The sequence below is a fragment of the Streptomyces sp. NPDC042336 genome, from assembly GCF_055581985.1.
Map to the genome: position 1 here is coordinate 103874 of NZ_JBVJEA010000002.1, position 21414 is coordinate 125287.

Annotated in this window: 26 protein-coding genes; 2 read left to right on the forward strand and 24 right to left on the reverse strand. The window is 70.5% G+C overall.

Annotation, left to right across the window (positions count from 1 at the left end):
* Window positions 1-31 precede the first annotated feature (31 nt).
* Both ACZ6IM_RS05320 and ACZ6IM_RS05325 read left to right on the forward strand, forming a co-directional pair.
* A complete protein-coding gene (locus tag ACZ6IM_RS05320) occupies window positions 32-1372 on the forward strand; it encodes a transcriptional regulator (protein ID WP_469554340.1) in 1341 nt (446 codons plus the stop codon).
* Between the two features lie 43 nt (window positions 1373-1415).
* Window positions 1416-1949: an NUDIX domain-containing protein gene (locus ACZ6IM_RS05325; RefSeq protein WP_469554342.1), complete on the forward strand. Its 534-nt coding sequence runs from the start codon at window positions 1416-1418 to the stop codon at window positions 1947-1949.
* Between the two features lie 58 nt (window positions 1950-2007).
* On the opposite strand, the gene ACZ6IM_RS05330 is transcribed toward ACZ6IM_RS05325, so the two are convergent.
* The 24 genes from ACZ6IM_RS05330 to ACZ6IM_RS05445 form a co-directional block, all read right to left on the reverse strand.
* Complete coding sequence (locus ACZ6IM_RS05330) at window positions 2008-2334, reverse strand: hypothetical protein (RefSeq protein ID WP_469554343.1); 327 nt, start codon at window positions 2332-2334, stop codon at window positions 2008-2010.
* Complete coding sequence (locus ACZ6IM_RS05335) at window positions 2331-2558, reverse strand: hypothetical protein (protein ID WP_469554345.1); 228 nt, start codon at window positions 2556-2558, stop codon at window positions 2331-2333. The genes ACZ6IM_RS05330 and ACZ6IM_RS05335 overlap by 4 nt, the downstream gene beginning before the upstream one ends.
* 12 nt (window positions 2559-2570) lie before the next feature.
* On the reverse strand, window positions 2571-3668 hold the full coding sequence (locus ACZ6IM_RS05340; RefSeq protein ID WP_469554347.1) for a peptidoglycan-binding protein: 1098 nt from the start codon (window positions 3666-3668) through the stop codon (window positions 2571-2573).
* A 67-nt stretch (window positions 3669-3735) separates the two neighbouring features.
* Window positions 3736-5538, reverse strand: a complete 1803-nt coding sequence (locus ACZ6IM_RS05345) for a right-handed parallel beta-helix repeat-containing protein (RefSeq protein ID WP_469554349.1) — start codon at window positions 5536-5538, stop codon at window positions 3736-3738.
* 1 nt (window position 5539) lies between these two features.
* On the reverse strand, window positions 5540-6487 hold the full coding sequence (locus ACZ6IM_RS05350; RefSeq protein WP_469554350.1) for a hypothetical protein: 948 nt from the start codon (window positions 6485-6487) through the stop codon (window positions 5540-5542).
* Between the two features lie 3 nt (window positions 6488-6490).
* Window positions 6491-7675 carry a siphovirus ReqiPepy6 Gp37-like family protein gene (locus tag ACZ6IM_RS05355; protein ID WP_469554351.1) on the reverse strand — a complete coding sequence of 395 codons (1185 nt, stop codon included), beginning with the start codon at window positions 7673-7675 and terminating at the stop codon, window positions 6491-6493.
* A gap of 15 nt (window positions 7676-7690) precedes the next feature.
* Window positions 7691-8644 (reverse strand): phage tail family protein, encoded by a 954-nt coding sequence (locus ACZ6IM_RS05360; RefSeq protein WP_469554353.1) that lies wholly within the window; start codon window positions 8642-8644, stop codon window positions 7691-7693.
* A complete protein-coding gene (locus tag ACZ6IM_RS05365) occupies window positions 8645-11410 on the reverse strand; it encodes a hypothetical protein (protein ID WP_469554355.1) in 2766 nt (921 codons plus the stop codon).
* 140 nt (window positions 11411-11550) lie between these two features.
* Complete coding sequence (locus ACZ6IM_RS05370; RefSeq protein ID WP_469554356.1) at window positions 11551-11997, reverse strand: hypothetical protein; 447 nt, start codon at window positions 11995-11997, stop codon at window positions 11551-11553.
* Window positions 11998-12006: 9 nt separating this feature from the next.
* Window positions 12007-12519 (reverse strand): hypothetical protein, encoded by a 513-nt coding sequence (locus tag ACZ6IM_RS05375; protein WP_469554358.1) that lies wholly within the window; start codon window positions 12517-12519, stop codon window positions 12007-12009.
* Window positions 12520-12521: 2 nt separating this feature from the next.
* Window positions 12522-13007, reverse strand: a complete 486-nt coding sequence (locus ACZ6IM_RS05380; RefSeq protein ID WP_469554359.1) for a phage tail tube protein — start codon at window positions 13005-13007, stop codon at window positions 12522-12524.
* Window positions 13007-13180, reverse strand: coding sequence for a hypothetical protein (locus ACZ6IM_RS05385; RefSeq protein ID WP_469554361.1), 174 nt, complete (start codon window positions 13178-13180; stop codon window positions 13007-13009). Before ACZ6IM_RS05385 ends, ACZ6IM_RS05380 begins: the two co-directional genes overlap by 1 nt.
* Window position 13181: 1 nt before the next feature.
* Entirely contained in the window at window positions 13182-13511 is a 330-nt protein-coding gene (locus ACZ6IM_RS05390; protein WP_469554363.1) for a hypothetical protein, read from the reverse strand.
* 9 nt (window positions 13512-13520) lie between these two features.
* A complete protein-coding gene (locus tag ACZ6IM_RS05395) occupies window positions 13521-13979 on the reverse strand; it encodes a hypothetical protein (RefSeq protein WP_469554364.1) in 459 nt (152 codons plus the stop codon).
* Window positions 13979-14536: a head-tail connector protein gene (locus tag ACZ6IM_RS05400; protein ID WP_469554366.1), complete on the reverse strand. Its 558-nt coding sequence runs from the start codon at window positions 14534-14536 to the stop codon at window positions 13979-13981. The genes ACZ6IM_RS05395 and ACZ6IM_RS05400 overlap by 1 nt, the downstream gene beginning before the upstream one ends.
* Before the next feature lie 9 nt (window positions 14537-14545).
* On the reverse strand, window positions 14546-14971 hold the full coding sequence (locus tag ACZ6IM_RS05405) for a hypothetical protein (RefSeq protein ID WP_469554368.1): 426 nt from the start codon (window positions 14969-14971) through the stop codon (window positions 14546-14548).
* Window positions 14968-15339, reverse strand: a complete 372-nt coding sequence (locus ACZ6IM_RS05410) for a hypothetical protein (RefSeq protein WP_469554369.1) — start codon at window positions 15337-15339, stop codon at window positions 14968-14970. The genes ACZ6IM_RS05405 and ACZ6IM_RS05410 overlap by 4 nt, the downstream gene beginning before the upstream one ends.
* A gap of 65 nt (window positions 15340-15404) precedes the next feature.
* Entirely contained in the window at window positions 15405-16865 is a 1461-nt protein-coding gene (locus tag ACZ6IM_RS05415; RefSeq protein WP_469554371.1) for a phage major capsid protein, read from the reverse strand.
* Entirely contained in the window at window positions 16862-17677 is an 816-nt protein-coding gene (locus ACZ6IM_RS05420) for an HK97 family phage prohead protease (RefSeq protein WP_469554372.1), read from the reverse strand. The genes ACZ6IM_RS05415 and ACZ6IM_RS05420 overlap by 4 nt, the downstream gene beginning before the upstream one ends.
* Before the next feature lies 1 nt (window position 17678).
* Window positions 17679-19025 carry a phage portal protein gene (locus tag ACZ6IM_RS05425; protein WP_469554374.1) on the reverse strand — a complete coding sequence of 449 codons (1347 nt, stop codon included), beginning with the start codon at window positions 19023-19025 and terminating at the stop codon, window positions 17679-17681.
* Window positions 19022-19267 (reverse strand): hypothetical protein, encoded by a 246-nt coding sequence (locus ACZ6IM_RS05430; protein WP_469554376.1) that lies wholly within the window; start codon window positions 19265-19267, stop codon window positions 19022-19024. The genes ACZ6IM_RS05425 and ACZ6IM_RS05430 overlap by 4 nt, the downstream gene beginning before the upstream one ends.
* Window positions 19260-19457 (reverse strand): hypothetical protein, encoded by a 198-nt coding sequence (locus ACZ6IM_RS05435; protein WP_469554377.1) that lies wholly within the window; start codon window positions 19455-19457, stop codon window positions 19260-19262. Before ACZ6IM_RS05435 ends, ACZ6IM_RS05430 begins: the two co-directional genes overlap by 8 nt.
* Window positions 19439-21022: a terminase gene (locus ACZ6IM_RS05440; protein WP_469554379.1), complete on the reverse strand. Its 1584-nt coding sequence runs from the start codon at window positions 21020-21022 to the stop codon at window positions 19439-19441. The genes ACZ6IM_RS05435 and ACZ6IM_RS05440 overlap by 19 nt, the downstream gene beginning before the upstream one ends.
* Window positions 21019-21324 (reverse strand): hypothetical protein, encoded by a 306-nt coding sequence (locus ACZ6IM_RS05445; protein ID WP_469554380.1) that lies wholly within the window; start codon window positions 21322-21324, stop codon window positions 21019-21021. The genes ACZ6IM_RS05440 and ACZ6IM_RS05445 overlap by 4 nt, the downstream gene beginning before the upstream one ends.
* Between the last annotated feature and the right edge of the window lie 90 nt (window positions 21325-21414).

A 21414-nucleotide genomic window follows, 5' to 3' on the forward strand; every position in this document is an offset into this window, starting at 1 on the left:
GCTTCGCACACTGAGTGATTCGGGGGCACACATGGCGCCGGAGCCCAACACGCTGCTCGACTCCCTCCTCGATGAGGCAGGGATGTCCCGGAAGGGACTTGCCGCACGCGTCAACAGAGCGGGCGAGTTACGCGGCAAGGCGATGAGTTACGACCACAGTTCAGTGATCCGCTGGCTACGCGGGCAGCGGCCGAGGGGCATCACCCCGGACCTCATCTGCGAGATTCTGAGCGCGCGCCTCGCGCGGCCGCTCACACCCGAGGACATCGGCATGGGCCACAGCAGCGCACCCCAACCGTCCACCCCGCTCGCCGGGTTCATCGACCGGTCCACGGCTCTGTGGCGTGGCGACCTGCAGCAGCGGTCCGACGTCCAGACGGCACCGGTCATCACCGGGCTGCCGGCCGTGGGCCCGGTCTGGGAGTGGGAGAACCCGCCCGACGACAGCGACGTATCCCGCGGTGGCACACCGCAGGTCGGCATGTCGGACGTCGAGCTCATCGCGGGCGCCCGCGGTCATTACGAGCAGATGTACCGGAAGGCCGGCGGTGTGGCTACGCGCGGCCGAGTCCTGCTGTTCCTCAACAGGGAGACGGCGCCGCTCATGCGCGGCGCGTACAACGACGCGACCGGGCGGGAGCTGCACCGCGCGATCGGCGGCCTGGTCGCCATCGCCGGTATCTGCTCGTACGACTCCGACGCCCAGGGCCTGGCGCAGCGCTACTTCCACCAGGCGCTACGGATGGCGAAGGCCTCCGGCGACCGCGCCTTCGGTGGCTACGTCCTCGCCCTCCTCGTCAACCAGGCGCTCTACCTGGGCGAGTACCGGCAGGCCGTCGCCTTCGCCGAGGCGGGAGTGCGGACGGCCGGGCACGCCATATCGCACGCCCTCGCGTGCGACCTGTACGCGATGCAGGCGAAGGCGTTCTCTCGGATGGGTGACCACGTGTCCGCGCACCGCGTGATGGCGCTCGCCGAGACCGCGGCCGGGCAGATCCGCCGCGACGAGGAGCCGGCCGAGACCGGCTACGTGCAGCCCGGCCTGCTCGAGGCCAACCTCGCCGACGCGCTGATGCGGCTCGGTGACACCAGCCCTGCGCAGCAGTACGCGGCCGAGGCCGTCGCCACGCAGACCCACGAGCGCGGCCGCGTGCACCGCCTGGCCACGCTCGCCGACTGCCAGCTGCGCGCCGGCGAGGCCGACCTGGCCGCCGCCACTGCCACCACCATGCTGGACACCATGCAGGGCATGGAGTCCCGACGGCTCAGCGACCGCCTCGTACGCCTGCGCCGGACCATGACCACGCTCGACGCCTACGCCACCTCGGCCGTGGTCGAGCGGATCGACGACACCCTCCGGATCCCGCTGTAACGGGTGTGTTGGACTGGGTGGGTACCCGACGAAAGGCGCACGCGTGTCTGTGTGGAAGAACCTCGGTGAGCGCACCGTGTACGAGAACCGGTGGGTCACCGTGAACATGGCGGACGTCGAGCTGCCCGACGGCCGGCACCTGGACCACACCGTCATCCGTCTCCGTCCCGTCGCCGTGGCCGCCGTCGTGAACGACGCCGACGAGGTACTGCTGCTGTGGCGGCACCGGTTCATCACCGACGCCTGGGGGTGGGAGCTCCCGTCCGGCGGCACCGGTCAGGACGAGGATCCGGCGGCGGCCGCGGCGCGGGAGTTCGAGGAGGAGACGGGCTGGCGCCCGGGCCCGATGCATCTGCTCCTGGCCGTGGACCCGATGCCGGGAATTTCGACGAGCCATCACCGGGTGTACTGGTCGGACCAGGCCGAGCGCATCGGCGAGCCGCGCGACGGCTTCGAGTCGGCGCGCCGCGAGTGGGTCCCGCTGTCCACGGTCCCCGGCCTGATCGCCCGCGGCGAGGTCCGGTCCGCCAACGCCGTCGCGGCGCTCCTGATGCTGCACCGCCTCCGGCTCGGCTGAGCGCAGGCACAACGAAGCGGCCCCGGCTCTCCCACGTGGGAGAGCCGGGGCCGTGGTGCTACGGGATCAGGTACTGCATGAGGTAGCCGGCGCCCATGCAGATGACGCCGACGGCACCGGTGGCCGCCCACACTTTTCGCTCGACGGTGGTGATGCGGGTCTCGGTCATGTCGATGCGCGTGGTCTCGGTGCGCTGCCGCTCGGACTGCCCGTGCTCGAGAGCACGTAGCCGTATCTCGTGGTCACTGACGTCCGCGCGGATGTCCTTCGCCTCGTCAAGGAACCGGTCGAACTTTTCCTCGAGCCTGCCCACCGCTCTGACCAGGTTCTGCACCTCCGCATAGGTCTGGGCCGGGCTGATGTAGACGCCCTCAGCCGGCGTCACTGCGAGCCCCCACCACCGGACCGGCGCAGCGCGTCGTCCAGGCCGCCGTCCTTGGGTTCCTTGTTCGGCACGTACCAGGTGACGCCGAGCGCGCCGAGGGTGACGAGCACCGCGGTGATGCCCTCGCCCAGGGTGAGCCGGTCGTCGGTCAGAGCCACGGCCAGGGATCCGGCACCGGCTGACACGGCGCCGGCGATGGCCTTGGCGTAACGGGTGATCTTCATGGGCGGGGCCTTTCATGAGAGCAGGAGCTGCCAGGTCTGCGGACCGGGGTAGCCGTCGGGGTCGCTGGCCAGGGCCGGGGTGGCGCGCTGGAAGTCGGCCACGTTCTGCCTGGTGAACTCGGTGAACCTCAGCCCCGGCTGGTAGCCGTTGCCGTCGTGATGCCGGGTGTAGCCCTTCCGGATCAGGCCCCCGTCGAGGACCTTGACGGCGGGGTTGGACTTGCCGAGGACGAACGCACTGCGGCCGGGGAACGGCGGCACCGCGGTGGTCGTCTTCTTGCCGGGCAGGTAGCCGAGCAGCTGGTGCAGGCTGACCTCTCCGGGCACGCCGTCGGCGTCCTGGTGCGGTGCCGTGCCCTTGTACCCCATCGCCAGCTGGAACAGCTGGTAGTTGCGGGTGTCGGCATCGGTCCACTCCGGCCCGGGCCCCACCTTGTAGTGCCGGCCGAGGCCCTTCGCGACGAGGGCCTCGCCCACCGCGGTGACGTGCGCGCCCTTCGCCCCGTACCCGTACGCCAGGCCGCCGATGGTGACCTGGTAGCGGGCGATGCCTGAGGCTTCGCTGCCGGTGCCGCCCTGCGGGCTGCTGCCGTCCGGACGGTGCGCGCCGTCGTGGACCCATGCATACAGCCGGTCGCCCGGGCACGCGGTCGCCCACCCGTCCCGGTGCCCGCCGAGCCTCTTGCCCGCCGAGCCGCTGTTGCGCAGCCAGTTGATGGCGTCGACCAGGCCGTCGAGCATCGCGTCGGGCGGGACGACCAGGCCGGAGTTGCCGAGCATGGCGCACACCGCGTAGTCCGCGGCGTTGAGCGACTGGTTGCCGTTGGCTCCGGTCTTCCGGTGCGGGCCCCGCCCCTCGAACACCGAGCCGTGCGGGCAGACGACCGCGTTGTAGGCGATGTCCGAGTAGTCCTCCTGCCTGTTGGCGAGGTGGCTGGCCTGCAGGTCCCGCATGCGGCCGGCGCAGCTGCTGTGCGCGTCGGCCGCGCCGAGGGACTTGGGCACGTAGGTGCCCTCGTAGTGCACCTTCACCCCGCCCGTCGAGGCGATGTAGGCGAGGTCGTAGCGGGACGGACGCGCGCCCCATGCGGCGCGGCTGATCAGCTTCATATGGCCCTCCTGGGCAAAGCGAAAGCCCCGGCCAGGACGGCACGGGGCGGGCGGCTGCAGCGGTGGGCTACGAGGGTTCGAAGAGGACCCAGACCACGGTCGACGTCTCGGTCGCGCTGCTGGAGTCGATGGTGAAGCCGACGCCGGCCTCGGCCTCGGCAGACAGGTGACCGAGCGCACCGCCCGGCGCCTGGCGGAAGGTGGCCACGCGGGTGGCTGCGGTCACCGAAGTGTTGGCCACGGTCACCGTCCCGCCCGCCAGAACGGCGATGCCCATGCGGGCGTTGGCACCCTCCTTGATGGCGATGCCACCGCCCGCGCTACCCAGGTTGAGGGCCTTCGGGCTGGCGTCCCAGATGTTCCAGACGCCGCCGCTCTGGCCGGACGCCACCGCGGCGTACCCGGCCACGTTGAGGTTGCCGGCCACGTCGGTGGGACCGGCGAAGGCGTCGACCGGGGCGTTGCTCAGGCCGGTGCGTTCGCCGATGTTGAGGCCGCGGCGGAGGACGGCGTTGCCGCCGCCGTCGGACCAGCCGGCGGTGTCGCCGTGGAGGAATCCGGAGCTGACGCTGACGTAGGCGCAGTCCGTGAAACGCGCCCCGTACTGGGGCGAATTCGCCTGGCTGCCGTCGTCGTCAACGCCCACGTACGAGGTGAGCAGACCGATGATGACGGGCATGGTCGCGCCGTCGACGGCGAAGCCAGCGAAGCCACCGCCGCCGGCCCCGTTGTTGCGGCCGTCCCGCCGGGTCTCGATGTTCTCGAACTGCAGGGGGGCGTTGCCGACCGCGTCGACCAGGAACCCATTGCGCCCGTTGCGGTCCGTCGAGCAGCTGCCGAAGAGCATGCCGCCCGATCCGGTGCCGACCGCCCAGTCCCCGGTCAGGTGGAACCCGTCGCCGACGTTCCACTCGGAGCGGCACCCGATCGCGTGGCTGTTCGCCGAGTTGGCGATCTCGAAACCCGATGCCCCGCAGCCGATGGCCTGGCAGTCCATGAGGCTGATGTCGGTCATTACCTCGAACGCGAATCCGTGCCAGCCCACGTTGTCGACCATGACCCTGGTGAGTCGCCAGCTGTACGGGAACCGGCCGCCGTTGGCCTCGGTGTGGACGCCGGCGCCGGTCACCCGGCGAATCGTCACGTCGACCAGCTGCACGTTCTGAATGTTTCCTCGGGCTCGAATCCCGTCGACGCCCGGCGCCGTCAGGTCCGATCCGTCGATCATCACCTTCACGATGCGGTGCTCGGCGCTGATCGTCGCGTAACCCCCGTCGATCTCGTCGAGGAACGAGATCACCGCGGTGCCCTGGAAGTTGGGTAGCGGCTTGATGTAGCACGGCGGATCGAACAGGTTGGGCACGGTCATGAGGTTCGCGCGCGTGGACGTGAACGTGACGCCAGGCGGGACGGACAGCGTCGCGCTGGTGCGGTACGGGAGCCCGGGAGCGTAGACGGTGCCGCCCAAAGGGCACGCGTCGAGTGCGGCCTGCAGCGCCAGGGTGTCGTCGGTGTTGTCGTCGCCCTGAGCACCGAAATCCAGCACGTTGAGCCAGTCGCGCACGGAGCCAGGTGCGACTGCCGCGCCGTCCGCGTCACGGGCCCTTATCCACACGCGAGTCGCGCCGCCTGCGCTGCCCCACATCCCCTTCACACCATCCGGCCCCTGAAGATCGGGCAGCAGTCCATTCTCGTCTGCGGTGATCTCCGTGATCGGAGTGCCGGCCTCGTTCAGGAGATCCGTGTACTGCACCCCGCCATCGGGAGCGGACCAGAACGTGATGGTCACGCCGGGGGCAACGCCCCAAAGTCCGTCTCTGGGCTGGACCACGTAGTCGGCGATGCCCGCGCCGAAGTGGTAGCGCGCCACGTCACACCGTCCAAGTCATCGTCGTCGCCTTGATCTCGTCGTTGTGGCCGATGTCCACGTGCTGGCTGAGCCAGATCTGCCCGGCCCGCAAGTTGCCCCGGGGATAGATCGTCACCCGCGCCATGGATGCGAACGTGTCGTGAGTGACGTACAGGTCCCAGTACTGGTAGCGGGTGTGCGGCACGTAGGCGTCGGGGATGATGACCGGCAGCTGGCTCTCTGACGACGCGGCGAGCGTGGTACGTAGCCGCTTCCACCCACCCGTGCGCAGCCACACAGCGCCGCCGCGCTTCTCCAGCACCGAGTCGCCTGTGTTGGACCAGCTCATGCTGAGCACCTTCTGCAGGACGACTTCGCCGCTGTCCTCGTAGACGAGTCGCCAGGCCTTGCCGTCCCACATCATGAGGCGCTTCGTGTCCGTCTCGAAGCACTGCTCTCCGAGCCTCGGGGCCGGATTGCGAGTCGTCGACGTGCACGGCCGACAGCGGGTCCCGACGTACTGCTCGGCCCGCGTGACGGTCACGGAAGAGGCGCCGCCGAGGATGCGGGCCTGGGCGAGCGGGATCTCGAAGGTGCCCGTGTCACCGGTCTGCTGGGTCAGTGCCGGAGCTCCGGAGCCGGGGGTGCCGGCGACCACCGCGGCGGTGACCGTCCAGTCCGACCGGTCCAGGCGCAGGACGACCCAGTCAGTGCGGGGCTGGCTGGTCGCGTTCGCGGTCACGGCCACGCTGAAGACGGTGCTGCCGGAGTACCAGCCGTGCCCGCGGACGCTGCCGGCGACGTCGGCTCGGATGTTGACGGACAGGCCGGTGCCAGCGCTCACCACCGGGTCGTCGGTCGGGTCCCCGTAGATCCCGTCGTCGGAGAACCGGGCGGCGAGCAGCTCGTGCTCGTCGTCGGTGACGGCCCTGTCGTTGTGCCCCGGGCGCGGGAAGGATTCCTGAGCCACCGGTCACCCCCTCGCTTCCAGTTGTCCCAGCCGGTAGGCCAGGTCCCGCACGGTCCGCACCATGCGTGTCGCTGTGGTCTTGTCGTTGCTGCCGATCACCGAGGTGACCAGTTCGCCGCTGTCCGGCTCGGCGGCCAGGCCGATGCTCTGCACCACGTCGGCGATCTCCAGCCCGGTCGGCAGGGCGACGGTGACCTTGTCGCCGAGGCCGAAGTGCGTGCCGGCCCGGAGGTCCTCCGTGTCTACCGTCACTGTCGACAAGGAGACTTGCGGATTGTCGTTGCCGAAGGCCAAGCGCCCGGCCTGGGTCAGCTCGCCCTGCGAGTCGTCGTCGACGGACGTCTTCTCGACGAGCTTCTCGACGCGGTACCAGTCCGCGGCCGCGCCCGACGTGACCTCTACGTAGACCCGTTCATAGGCGGGGTCACCCTCCGGCGGATCCTGCGAGGGGTCGTTCCCGCCCATGACGAGCTCGCTGGTGGCGAGCGGGGCGCCCAGGGTGCAGGCGACGCTGCGCAGGTTGCCGAGCCCGTGAGAGAACCGGGCGGTCCCGGTCAGGTCCTGCGGCGCGTACACCCCGAAGCGGATCTCGCTGCCCACCTGCCGGGTGCGGAAGCCTAGGCCGTCGGTGACGGCGGCTGTACGGCATGCGTCCAGCAGCGGCTCGAACCTGGTGCTGAGGGTTTGGCTGGTGCCTACCCCGGCGATCGTGTCGAGGACGAGCTGGGGGATCCGCCGTACGGCGAGGGCGGACGGCCCGCAGTTCTCACCGACCAGTGTCCTGATGATTACCTCTGCGTTCGCGGTGAGCTTGCGGACCATGTCGGTCGTCGTGGTCTGTGACTCCCACGCCTTGGCCGGCTCCGGGTACGTGAGGTAGCCGGCGACCCGGGCGAGGTCGTCGCTGAAGTGCACCGTGTTCATGCCGACGCCGGCGTTGGCGGCCAGGTCCCAGGTGTAGTTCTGCGGTTCCTCCATCGGTCCCGCGCACCAGATGGCTTGGTCCCGGATGACGACCAGGCGGTGGCCGGGCTGCAACAGCTCCATGACCTCGGGCCGGGCGGGCAGCATCACGGATCCGGATGCCGGCGCGTTGCGGTTGAGGTCGCAGGTGAGTTTCGTCCAGCCGGTGATCGGATCGCCGAGGACGTTCAGGTTCTGGTCGGTGACCAGGAGTTCGATCGCCATCGGATTACCTCCTGCTCATGCCGTCTCGTACCGCGGGTAGAAGGTGAGGTCGACGGCCGACCCTGCTTCGGCGCCCGCCAGGAGGAACGTCACCGGGGTCCGTCCGGGCGGGATGCTCCACAGCACGGCGGCGGGGAAGTTCAGGCCCCGTGTCAGGACTTCCCCAGTGCCGGAGCGGACGCGTGGCGGGTCCGTCGAGATCGTCACCGTCTCGCCGCTCAGCAGCGCGCCGTGCGCGGTCGCTGTCATGTCGAGGGTGAAGGCCTGGCCGTTGTCCTCGCGGGTGAAGGTGATGCTGGTCGCCGGGCCGGTGACTGTCCAGGTGGGCCATACGTCGACGTCGCCGCCGTTGTCGACGGTGGTGGCGCCGAGGACCTGGCTGCTGGATACGGACGGGTACGGCGCCAGGTAGTCCACCTGGCTGCCGCTCTCGCGGTGCACGGTCTGGGGTTGGAGGTCCTGCCAGTAAGGATCCTCACACCACAGGGTGATGATCGCGCTGTCCCAGGTGATGCCGGTCGCGGTCTGCCCGCGGCCGTCCCAGCCCTCGCTGTAGTAGACGGCGATGCGGCGGCCGGAGCCGTCCGGCCGGGCCACCTCGAGCCAGCCTGGGCCCTCCCGCAGCGTGCGCGTGAAGGCCCGTCCCAGCTCCCGCCAGTTCTTCGTGAACGCCATGTGGTCGATGCCCTTGACGAGCAGCGGCCAGACGATGTTCCTGGACTGCGGCTGCACGTGCCGCAGGCGCGATCCGCCGCGCGGATGCGGGTCCGCCGTCAGCGTGTACGGTGCCGCCCCCAGCCCGGACACTCGCTCGGCGAGGGCGTACCAGTCGGCGGACAGGTCCGTCATCGGCCACCGCCGGCCGGTCGGGTCAACGTAGGTGATCGACGCGTAGCCGATCTCCGGGATCTCGACGGGTGGCGTCTCCGGGATCTCCGGAGTGATGACGGGTGCGGTGATGATGGGCATTTACCGGGCCCTCCCCACACGCATGCGCGCCTCCTCTTGCCGAGTGATGAGCTCGAGGTCCCGGGCGGTGATCACCGAGGCGCGCGGATAGATGTTGTACGTCACCAGCGGCACCTCGGTCTGCGGCTGCCGGGAGGACGGAGGTTCCGGCGCTCGGGCGGGCAGTCCCGGCGTCGGCATCCTCCCGGTGAACAGCTGCAACTCCTTGTTGTTGAGGGCGTCGAAGAACGCTTCGCCGTACTCGTCGACGGCCGCCGCCCGCACCATGTACTCGCCGGTCGATCCCCAGATCAGCATGCTGTCCGAGGTGGGGGTGCCCGGGCCGCGCAGCCGGCCGCCGCTCGGGAAGCCGGGGATGGGCCCGCCGCTCGCCCGCTCGACGATGCCGCCTGTGGCCATGTGGTGCGGCGTGTCGTAGTCGGTGTAGATCCACGTCGTGGCGCTGTAGCCGTCGAGGTTGTTCAGTGCGTCCTTGGCGATGCGGATCTTGAGCTCGAGGTCGGAGATGTCCGCGAGGATGTCCGTCCGCTTCGAGGCCGGTGCGTCCTTCAGCCGTTGCTTGGCCTCGGCCAGTTTCGCCTTGAGGTCCTCGAGGTTGCCCTTCAGCCGGGCGGTCTTGTCCGGTGTCTTGAGGATCTGGTCGGCGAGCGCTTTGGCCTCGCTGCGGTTGAGGCCCATCTGCATCGCGTTGGCGATGAGCTGCTGGCGGCCCCGCTCGTAGATCCCGTTGACCGTCTCCCAGGACTCGCCGGACTCCCGGGCGGCGGCGGCCGCCGAGTCGGTCTTCGCGGCGAGGTCGTTGAGCGAGGTGGCCGCGGCCCGCTGCTTCTCGGTGTTGAGGACGAGCTGGCCGCCCTGGTACTCAAGGACGCCGGCGTTCTCCTGCGCTGCCTGCGACGCCGCGTCGATCGCCGCCTCGAAACCGATCATCCCGGAGAGGCCGGACTGGTTGACCTCGTTCAGGGCGATGATGCTTTCGCGCAGCCCGTCGGCGCTCGACTTCTGCGCGTCCAGCTGCGCCTGCACGGTCTGGGCCTGCTCGCCGAAGAGGCCCATACTCTGGGCCGCCAGCTCCTGCTCGAGGCGCTGGCCGGCCAGGGCGTCCTTGTAGTCGTTGAGCTGGCCGCGTACTTCCTCCGAGGTGAAGCCCTGCTTCTCCAGCGAGGCGACGATCCGGTCCAGGCCCGCCGCGGCCAGGTCGGCCTGACCGTTCGACACGAGTCCGGCCAGCGCCTGGTCGAGGGCGTCGATGTCCTCCTTCGCGTTCTTCACCGGTGTGCTGTCGGTGCCGAAGAAGCTGACGATGGACTGCTGGACCTGGTCGAGGCCTTCGGGATCGATCACCTTCTGCAGGCTGTCGGCCAGCCCGCCGAGGTCCTTGCCGTACGTACGGAGTGCCTCGCCGCCGATCTTCCCCGACTCGCCCAGCTGGATGATCGAATCGCCGAGCTTGTCGATGTCCGGCTTCGGCTTCTGGCTGCCGGACGACAGGGCGTCGAGCCCGATCAGGAGGAGGCCGAGGCCGGTACCGGCGGCCGCGATCTTCGCCGTGCGGGACAGCCCGCTGATCGCGGCGCCTGCCCCGCCGAGGGCGCCGGGCGCGGCTGCGGCCGAGGCGCGCATGGCGCCGATCTGAACGCCGAGGGCTGCGATGCCGGCGCTCGCTGCGGCGCCGCCGGCGGCCGCGAGTTTCACGGCCTTGATGGCGATGGCCAGCTGCAGGAAGACGGCGATGGCGTCGGGCGGTACGGCGGCCACCACGCCTGTCAGGACGTTGATGACGTCGAGCATGCCGACGCCCACGCCGGAGCCTGCCTCGAGGATGTGCAGCAGCGCGTCGCCGACGTTCTCCAGGGTGTCGAACACGACGGGCCCGGCCTGTTGGGCGTAGTCCCACCACTCGCGCATGCCGCTGCTGTCGTAGTCGCCTGACTGCAGCTTGGCGAGGAACACGGTCAGCTGGTCGATGCCGTGGTCCAGGGTGTTGTTCGTGAAGGTGGTGAACCGGTCGTTCAGCGAGTCGAAGCCGGGCGTCGAGATGGCGCCGCCGACGAGGGTGATCAGCCGGTCGAACTGGCCGGACGCTCCCTGCACCAGGCCCGTCGTCTCGGGCAGCAACGAGTTGGCGACGGCGATGCCCTTGACGAAGGGCGCCATCACGTCGCCGGACAGGTCGTCGGACCACTCCTTGTAGTTGTCCTTGAGCAGGCCGACGGCGATGGCCGCCTCGCGCGTCGCCGGCGGCAGCTTCTCCATCTGCGTCTGGTACTCCGCCTGCGCCTTCGCGGCCGCCTTCGAGGTGGCGCCGGACTCAGCGACGGCGTCCTCGTACTTCTGCTGCGCTTCGAGGGCGTCACCGATCGCGGAGATCTGCGGGCCGAGGGCGAGCGCGTAGGCGCCGGCCGCCACGCCCACGGCGCCGAGCTGCCCGGCAAGCACGGCCGCCGAACTGGCGAGGCCCGCGGCCGCGGGAATCGCCGCCGGCAGGAGGCTGATCAGGTTGGCCTTGAGGCTGTCGCCGAGCTTGTTGGTCTCGTCCGACAGCCGGGTCATGCTGCGTTGCACGATCCCGGTGTGGTCGTCGACGCGGCGCTGCGCGTCGGCCACCGACAGGAACCTTCCTTCAAGATCCCGAAGGTTCCCGTCGGCGTCCGTCGTGATCCCGGCCAGGCGCAGCCTCAGCCGGTCCGCGCTGTCGGCGGTGCCGTTCATCACCCGGGACAGTTCGTCCCTGCCGGCGAGGGTGAAGGTCAGGCGCTCAGCCACAGCTGGTCACCTCCTTCACCGTGATGCGAAGTGCCGGTCGATCCACGCGACCAGGCGTAGGAACCGGTCGACGGGCAGCCGGTCGTACTGGTCCGGCTGCATGTGCAGGTAGTGGTAGAACAGCGGCTCGTACAGCTCGATCAGCCCACGGAGTCCTTGTGGCGGCGCGTCAAGTGGCCTTTTCCCAGGGCGTCGAGGGCGGCGTCGACGTCGTCCGGGTCCTCGGCCAGCTTCCGCAGGTGCGGGGCCAGCGTGTCGAGCATGCTGTCCTCGCTCTTGGCCAGGGCCTCGCGCAGCATGTTGGTGAAGCCCTCGTCGATCTCGGCACGCGTGAGCCGCGCGCGCAGGCGCCGGCGCCACCCGGGCACATCGAACGTCGCGAAGTCGAGGGTTGGTTCGTCGCGCCGACGGAACGCCCATAGCACGGCCCGCATGGCGGTGGGGTCCTGCGCCTGCAGCCGTAGTTCGATGCCCCGCCAGGGGACGTCTCCCATGGCCTCCTCGATGGCGGCCGCTTCAAGGGCGGACAGCTCGTCGGTCGACCGCCTCTCGGCCGAGCCGTCGTCTTGCACCAGCGTGATGATCACTGTCTCTCCTCATTCAAGGTCGCGGCGTACGTCGCGCAGCACGCGTTCCACTTCGGCCTGCATGCGCGGGAGGCCGGCCTGTACGGTTTTCGTCCACCAGCCCGACGGCCGCGCGATCTGGTTCGCCCAGCGCTTGCGGTTGCCGAACACGGGGTGACGCAGGCGACCGTTCTCGATCTGGTTCGGCACGTTCCGTGCCTTAGGCTCGAGGCGCCCCTTGTCCATCCACACGCGGGCGCCGGGGCTGGAGCCCTGGCGGACGCTGGTCCGGATTCCGCCGGCGAGCATCGGCCGGAAGGGTCGCGTCGTCGGTGAGGGCCCGCCGCGTTTCCCTGCCTTGCGGCCCTCGCTCACGAGCGGCTGGGTACGGATCCTCTGCTGCAGGTCGCGCTGCAGCGGCTCGGCCGCCCGGCGGATCCGGCGCGCCAGGTTCTGCCTCAGCCGGGGGCCGCCCGCCGTCCGAAGGCGACGAGACAGCCCCGTCAGCTCGGCAGTGCCGAGGATCTCAACTCTCCTGGGCATGGCTACGCAGCGTCCGGGATCTCGACGTTCTCGGCGGGCTCGGCGGTGATCGCGAACTGGGCGGCGATCTGCGCGGCGCCGTCGAGTTCACGGACCTTGGATGCCGCCGAGACGGTGACTCGGAAGAGGTCCATGGTCTGTCCGGGGACGTCGCCCTCGTCCATCCACACGATCACTCCGGCCGCCTCACGGATGAGGAGCTTGCGCACGTCGTCGGCGTTCTTGGATGCCCAGAACGTGAGCGAGCTGTCGGACGCGGTGATCTCGCCGTTCACCACCGGAGTGAAGCGACTGCCGAGCGCCGGGGTGGGGACGGTGCCGGAAGTGGTCTGCCACCCGGACATCGCGCTGACCTCGTCCGCGAGCTCGGTGCCCGCGTTGAGCTCGGCGCGCGAGGGTGCGGTCAGGGTCCCGATCGTCGGGACCCAGAGCACCTTGGTGACGCCCCGGCGGTAGTAGCGCGTCGAGGGCTGGATCGGGGTCGCCATCAGTCTTCATCTCCTGTCTGCCGGCGGCGCCTCGCCGGCCGGGCCTTGGTGAGCGTGGGCGGGGGGTTGTCGTCGATCTGCCAGCCCGACGCCTGGTGAATGGGTACGGACACCTCGTCGACCTCGATGGGCTGTTCCGGCAGGTCGGGATGGCGCATCGTCACGAGGCCCATGTCAGGCCACCCCCCGGATCACGGCGACCTCCACCGAGGTGACCGCGTCGTAGGTGATGGACGCCAGACCCGTCGACGGGTTCCGGTAGTCGGCGTTGACGGGGATGCCGACCTGGGTGCCGGCCGCGACCGTCACCTCCCGGTCAGCGACCGCCAGCCCGTTGACGGTGCCCGGCGTCACGAGGGTCACAGTGTGCGGGCTGGCGTCCCCGTTCTTCACGAGCAGCAGCACACCGCGGCCGGTCGGGCAGGTGTCCCCGCCCGCTCCCGCAGCGGTGAAGGCGATGACGCCGCCGGTCAGCGGCATCACCGTGCTGGTCAGTGCAGCCATGCTTTCTCCTTAGTTGAATCCGCGGCCGGACACCGTCATGAGCAGCACGACCTGCGCCCCGTCCTCGGTCTGGTTCTGGATGAGGCGCATGGCGCCGGTACCGGCCTGCAGTTCGGCGAGGCCTAGCGTCGGGTCTGTCTGCAGCCACTGCGCCACGCGGGCGCCGATGCCCAGCACCCGATCACGTGCGGCGACGACGTCGGTGTCGCCGCGGTTGGCGATCGCCGCCGCGGTGATCTCGAACTCTTCCTCGCGCCGGGTGCCGAGGCCGGCGCCGTTGCTCACGGACTGGGCTGCCTGGAAGTCCCCGGAGGGGTCCCCGTCGAAGCCGAAGATGAGCCAGTCCTGTGCCTGTGTGTCCGACACTTCGGGGCCGTCGGCCACGGCCACCCCGGACAGCTCGGCGTCCGCGTTGCCCAGCGCGACGAGGGCCTCGATCACTTCGGGGACTCGCGAGATCAGGATCATCACGCCACTCCAGAGGGCAGCCGGTACGGCTGGAGTAGCTCCAGCACACGGTTGGGCACGGCGTAGCCGAAGCCTGGGATCGGAGACGCGACGGAGTAGTCGTCGCCCCCGCCGGCCAGGCCCCCGCCACGGGACGGCCGTTGAGTGCGCCACAGGTGCTGTACAAGCATCCGCGCCGCGAGGTTGATCGTGGGCGGCACCGACAGCCGCCCAGCCTGCTCGACGACCTCGAGCAGGCCCCGGAATGAGCCGCCGTTGCGGCGCCGCACCTCCCCGCTCTCCGGGTCCAGGACCAGGCCGTCGACTGGGTAGGAGACGCCGCCCACGAGGAGCGGGGTCACCGACGTGAGAGACAGCACCGGCACCGTGCGCAGCACCAGGACACGGCGGCCGTGGCCCGCATCGTGGTGCTCCGTGACCTCCCGCTGCTCCACCGGCCCGACGAACTCCTCGATCACCGCCGTGACCGATTCGATGTACGCCTGCAGCTCGGTGTCGTCGACGTCGCTCTTGGTGTTGAGCTGGGCTTTGGCCTCGGCCAGGGTCAGCAGCGCCACGGCGGCCGCCTAGGTCCGCGAGATCGGCAGGACCGTGGGGAAGCCCAGCAGGATCGTCGCGCCGTAGACGCCGCCGGTTGCGGGGCTGCCGGTCACCGTGGTTACGGCCCGCAGGTACCGGGCGTTGCCGGTGTAGCCGACCTCGTAGACCTTGTCGTCGTCCGCGGCGGCGATGGTGGGCAGCGCGCCCTGCAGGTACTTCGCGGCGACGTCGGTCCAGTCGGTGCCGTTGTCGCTGTCCTGCAGCTTGATGGCGTGCGAGCCGTCGGTGATGGTGCCGGCGTGGACGAGGAGCGTCGCCGACTCGAACCACTCGTTCGAACCGGAGGCGCCAGACAGCTTGCGGTCCACGCTGCTGCCGTTCGCCGTCGCAGCGTGCGCGGCGACGGCGAGGGTGGCCTTGGCGCGGACGTGGTGGTAGACGGTGCGCCTCACTTCGCGTCACCTCCTGCGGGCTTCCGGGCCGGTGCGGTGGTCTTCTTCGCCGTGGTCTTCTTCGCCGCCGGCGGGGCCGGGGCGGGGGCGGGGGCGGACGGCTCGCTACCGTCGCTGTCGGCCGGGGGCGCTGGAGTCGGCGCTGCGGCCGTCTCCTTGCCGTCGTCGGGGACTGCCGGGGTGTCGGCGGCCTTCGCGGCCTCGGACCGCTTGGCGGCGGCCTGAGCGGGCGGCACGGCCTGCGGGATGACCACCGCCTCGAAGAGGCCCTCACGCCCGTCAACGACGGGGTCGTGTTCGGCGACCAGGTCGCCCTTGACGATGCGCCGGTTGCCCGGCGCCCAGAACGTTTCCTTCGCGCGATACATCGCTGCTCCTGGCACAGGGGCGGGCGCGGCCGCCGTACGGCAGGCCGCGCCCTGGGTGGGTGGGATCAGGTGATGTTCAGGAGCCGGAAGGCGTCGGCGTTGACGACGTCCGCGCCGACGCGCCAGTAGGCGAACCAGCCGGCCTCACCGGTCGGCTTGCCGGAGGCGCCCTTCACGAGGGGCTCGTAGACCATCGTCATCCCGACCCGGTCGACGATGTAGTAGTTGCGGAAGTCGCCGAGCAGCAGCGCGTAGTTCTCGGCGCCGGTGTCGATGGCGCCGTCCATCGCCGAGGCCTCGTAGATGGGGGCGCCGAGCAGTTGCTCGGGCTGGCCCATACCGAGGTTCGCCCAGAACGAGCTGCCGCCGCTGGTGTCGAACTGCCGCGTCTTGTTGATGATCGTCTTGTTCGCCATCCAGGACGGCGAACCGGTCAGCCGGTGCCGCGGCGGCAGGGCCTGCTCGACGGCGTACACGTCACCGACCGCGTAGGTGTCGGTGTCCTCAGACGCGACGACCGACCCGGCCACGGCGGACACCGCGGTGACGACGCCCTTGGGCTTCTTCACGCCGTTGCCGATGGCGAAGGCCGTGGCTTCCAGCTGGTCCTTGGCGTCCGCCAGGAGCGGGCCGACCTCGGCGCCGAACCCGGAGTCGGCCAGGACCTCGAAGCTGCCCTGGACCCAGGCCGCGGCCTTCTCCGGCTTGATGGACGGCTGCGCGAAGTTCGGCGAGTTGTCACCGGCCTCCTCGGACTCGCCCAGCCATGAGGCGGTGACGCCGGCGCTGGAGACGCCGTTCCACGTGTCCGTCGTGATCGTCTTGATCGTCGACACCTGCCGGAACGGGTTCGCGCTGCCGGCGTTCGTCAGGATGATCGTCGGGTCCAGGGTGAAGGGGACCAAAAAGCCACCGGCGGCGTCGGTCAGGGACATCGCGCGGCGGTGCGCCTCGGCCAGCTTGTACGCCACGGCCTCCTCGTCCTCGAGCAGCGCCGGGTTGCCGGCGTTGGTCAGGAGGGACTCGAAGGCCCGGGCGTAGTCGTCGGATCCGGTGAGCAGCAGGTGCTGCGCCATGCGGCCGCGCCGGTCGGCGCGGACCAGGCGCTCGACGCGCTCCTGCTGGTCCTCGGTCAGGGTCTCGGCCGCGAGCTCCACCGCGTACAGCGCGCGGGAGCGGAGATCACGGACGGTGGTCCGCTCCATGAGGTTGGCGCCGCGCACGCGGTCCAGTTCCTCGTACGGGTTGCCGCGGGACCGCATGAACTCCGGGCCGTCGCCCGGGGTGCGCTCCTGCGAGCCGGGGACGGTGGCGGCCGCGCGGACGGCGTCGACGCGCCGCTCGTGCTCCACCTGCTCGTTGTACGCCTCCTGCGCGGTGTCGAACTCGCCGAGGAGCTCACCGGCCCGAGTGGCCTGCTCCTCGGTCGGCTCCTCGATCTCCTCGAGCTCCAGGAGCTCGCTGCGGATCGCGTCGAGCGACTCCTTGAGCTTGTCGCTCTTCTTCTTCCGCTTGGTCGTGGTCACTGGGCCCTCCTGGCCTTGATCTCGGCGCGGACCTTGGCCCACGCGATCTTCTGCCGAGCGGAGTGCCTTGACGGCGGGTCCTCGGCGGCGGACCCCGGGTCGGGGTCGCCGGCGGCCGGCGGGTCCGTTGGAGTGCCCTGGGCGGGCGGGTCCAGCGGAGTGCCGGTCCGAAGCATGTCGACGAGCCGTTCACGCTCGTCGGCGGACAGTTCGCCGAGCAGGGGCATGACCTGCTCGGCCCGGACGCCGATCACCGCGGCGTCCGCGTACGCGGGGAACGGCGTAGGGCCGTACTCCTTCAGCGCGATTTCCTGCCGCCGCACCGTCCGCAGGCGGCCGTCACGGCCCGCCCGGTGCCCGCCGCGCGGCGTCCTCATCGGGTCGGAGCGCGTGAACCGGCCGGTGAAGGACTGGCCGGTGATGGCGCCCTCGCGGATGTTCTCCAGGACCTCGTCGGCCAGCTCGGTCTTGTTGTACCGGGTGACCGTGAGCAGGCCGCGGCTGTCGGTCTTCAGCTCCATCGGCGTGCCGATCGGCATGCTGCCCCGCTCGGACGGGGTGCCCCACAGGGTGCGGCCGTGGTTGTAGAACACGCCGACTCGCCAGGTGCTGCGGCTGCCCGCGGGGGCGAGCTGCTGCAGGGTGCGCTCGAAGGCGCGGCGGTCGATCTGCTCGATGTAGTCGCCGTCCTGGTCGTGGATCTCCACCGGGGTGTCGAACACCGCGGCGTACGCCTCCACCGTGCGGCCGTCCCCGCCGGCGCGGACACGGATGTCCTCGAGCGGGAAGTAGCGCCGGAACGTCTCTTCCATGTCAGGCCCCCTCCTCCGGGTCTGTCGCCGGCTCCTGCGTGTCTGTCGCCGGGGCGGGGCCCGCCTGGCCGCTGCCGGGCTTCTGCAGCTGGACCGAGTACAGGCCGGTGTGCCGCAGCAGGCTGTAGTCCTCGGCCGCCACCGCGGCCGTGACGCTCGCCGGTTCGTAGCCGGCGTCGACGAGGGTCCGGATGGTGCGGGACTGCAGGCCCTGAATCTCGGCCGCGTCCCGGCGGTCCTCCCGCAGGAACGCGATGTCGCGGTCGTCGTACCAGAGCTCGGCGCCGGCGGGGACGTCGATCAGCGTGGCGAGCGATCCGGCGGCCTCACGCCACAGCGGCCGCATCGTGCCGTCGGCCAGACGGCGCCTCGAGCTGGCGTAGTTGCCCGCGTTGAGCGACGAGCCGGCCAGCCCCTCGGAGAAACCGACGATCACCGGCGGTACTCCGGCCGCGGCCGCCAGGCGCGTCTCGCCGGCGCCCTGCGTCGCTTTGAAGTCCAGCTGATGCAGGTCCTTGCCCACGACGGTGACGTCCGCGCCACCGCCCAAGTACAAGGTCTTGTAGGCGTCGTCGACGCCGCGGTGCTGCGAGTCCATCAGCGCCTGGAACCGCTTCACCTTGTCCGGCGTCACCGAGGCGTCCATGGACACCACGACCTGCGGCGTCGCCCCGTTCTCGAAGAACTTGAGCTTGTGCCGGGTGGCCGCGGTGTCCCCGACGATCTCCCGCAGCACCGGTGTCAGCCACGACATGCCCCTGAACTGGAACTCCGGGTCAGGGATCGGGGCGAAGTGGGCCACCTGCTCGGGCAGCAGGAACCAGGGAGCGCTGCCGGTCGGCGGGTCGTACATGTAGCCGACCAGCTCGGAGTCGAGCGCTTCGCTCGGCAGCCCGGGCTCCTCGTTCGACCCGGTGATGATCGTCACCCAGTCCGGCCGCATCAGCTTCAGCCGGCCCGGGTTGTAGTTCGTGACGTACCCGTTGCCCTCAAGGTCCCCGTTCTGGATCATCCGCGACAGCAGGTTGCCCGTCGTGCCGCCGGGCCACGGCGTCTCGAGCGGCGCCAGCGCGCCGGTCCCGAACAGCTCGCCTGGGCGGCCGTTGCGGATCTGCCGGAACTGGAACCGGGCCTCGCTGAACAGCAGCTGCCGGACCAGCATCAGCGCGAACACCGGCCCGTTCGCCTTGTACGCGTGCCGGATCTTCGCCTCGAAGTCGTACGGCAGCGGCCGTTCCTTGCCGTCCACCGGCCGTCCGGTGCCGTAGTAGACGTTGTCGCCCACCGACCACCAGTCGTCCTCCCTCGAGGACTGCCGGCGCCGCGCGTGCTGCCACAGGTTCGTCACCGCTCCCCCTCAGCCGGCGGCCGCCGGTCCTCCACCAGCGCGCACCGCAGGCCCGGCGGGAAGGCCTGCCACGCGGTGACCTGGTAGACGACCTGGTCGGCGATGACGATCCGGTCGCCGTCCACGCGCATCGTGTGGCTGCAGGCCTCGGCCAGCACCTCGAGCGAGATGCAGACGCTCCTCGGCGCGTCCAGGATCTCGATCCCGCCGGGCACGGCGCGCACCGTGATCTCGTCACTCATCGGTCTCCCCTTCGCTGTCGACGTCGGACAGCAGCAGGAACGACCCCGCCGTGAGGGCCCCGCCGACCATCAGCCCCATACCAGTCCCGAACTGCACTCCCGCGCCCACAGCGAGGCCCACACAGCCCGTCACGTAGCCGACCCGGGCACGGGCCAGCCGCGACCACTTCGTCACGCGAGGAAGCCCCACGGCTCCACCTCCTCCGGCTCGTCCTCGTGGTGCTGCTCCCAGCCCCACATCGCGTAGGTGGACGACACCAGCGGGCTCACGTCCACGCCGTCCGACCTGCGGGCCCACAGCCAGGCGTCGCCGACCTCGCGCTTCTTGGCTCCGGCCAGAGCGGTCGTCATCGGCGCCTGGCCGAGGTGGAAGAGGGTGCCTTCCACGACGCGGTCGTAGAACTGGCCGCAGGCCTGCGTCAGTTCGCGGACCTTCGGGCAGAACACCAGCTCGTCCCGCGGCTCGCGCTCCGGCTCGTCGTCGACCTGGTCCTCGGGCTCCTCGTACCGCAGGGCCTTGCGCAGCCCCGGCACCAGCGATCCGGCCGGGCCGCCCTCGTCGATCACCCAGGCGCACGGGTTCCATTTCGTGTCGAGCTCCTTGGCCCGCGCGATCACCCAGTCCGTACCGGGCCGGTGCTCGACGACCTCGCTGTGCACGCCGTCGCCGGCGCCACCGGCCATGGAGATCGACGCCCAGGTCCTCTCCGGGGTGACCTCGATGGAGAACGCCACCGGATCCGAGGAGCGCGACTGGGGGTCCGCCAGGGCCTCCCAGGCTTCCTTCTTGATGACCTGCCAGGTCTCGTCGGTGACCTCGGGGTAGTCGCCGACGCCGAGCCGCTCACGGTCGAAGAGGTCGGGTCGCATGGCCCGCATCTCCTGCAGCACGTACGACGTGCGGATGCGGACACCCAGCGCCGGGTTGGCTCGGGCGAACGAGGCCTCGTCGCCGCGGTCGTCGTGCTGGTCGCAGATGACGTGCCCGTCGCCGTCCGTGGGGCACTCCTTCGCGTGCGACGCGATGGAGTACTCGAGGTACGTCAGCGACGGGTCCGGATCGCCGTCCTTCATCGCCCGGGCCCGCAGCAGCGCCAGCTGCTCGCTCTCGTCGCCGAGGCCGGCGCTGCCGGTGTACACCAGCTGCGGGTTGGGCCGGGCGCTGAGCACGGGCATCAGGGCGCCGATGGGGGCCGCCCGCAGCTTCATCGCCTCGTCCATGATGACCAGGTCGCCGGAGAACCCGCGGCCACTGTCCCCACCGCGGGCCAGGAAGCGGATGCGGGCGCCGTTGAAGAACTCGAAGCCCTCCTCGCCGTGGGAGCGGCGTACGCGCTTCACGCGGCGGCTCAGGGCGTACGACCCTTCGATGATCTGGTCCAGCCGCAGGAACGACTCCTGGGCGGTGTTGAACTGGTGCGCCGTGTGGATGATCAGCTTCTCGCCGAACAGGATCACGCCGCCGAGCTGTCTGGCTTCGAGGAACCCGCCCTTGCCGTTCTGCCGCGCGACGTTGAGGACGACGTCGAGCGAGAGCCAGCGGCCGTGGTCGTCCTCGGCGAGGGAGTGGTGCAGGGCGAGGCGCTGCCAGGGGTCGGGGGTCAGGCCTGCATCCTCGGCGAGCTCGATGCACTCGACGCCGGAGGGCGACGTGTAGTCCAGCGCCTCCTGGTCCTCGGTGCCGTCCCAGCGGCCGGTGTCGATGCGCCGGCGCCACGGCGCAGAGAGGATCCGCGGCGTCTGGCAGCCGATCACCCGGACCCCTTACGCGCCTGAGGGGAGAGCCGTTCCCGCCGCCGCTTCTCCAGCTCGTCCATCCGGTCGCCGCGCTCCTTCGGTGGCGCGGCCGCGCGGACGACGGCCATGGCCTGACGCAGCTCGCGGGCAACGCCGGCGGAGTCCTTCGGGCTCTGGCTGGAGTCGAGCTCGGCGGCGAGCCGGAGGGCGGCCGCAGCCTGCGCGTTGGCGGTCGGGTCGACGCCGAGGTCAGCGAGCTCGGCCGTGGTGGCGGCCGCGACGGCGCCGCGGCGCACCCGTCGCTTCGGAGCGTCACCCATCGGACATCACCCCCCGTAACCGGTCGAAGGGTCACGGAGTGTGACAAGTGGTCAGTAACAGAACGTGACGGGCAGACCGTCACAGAGGGT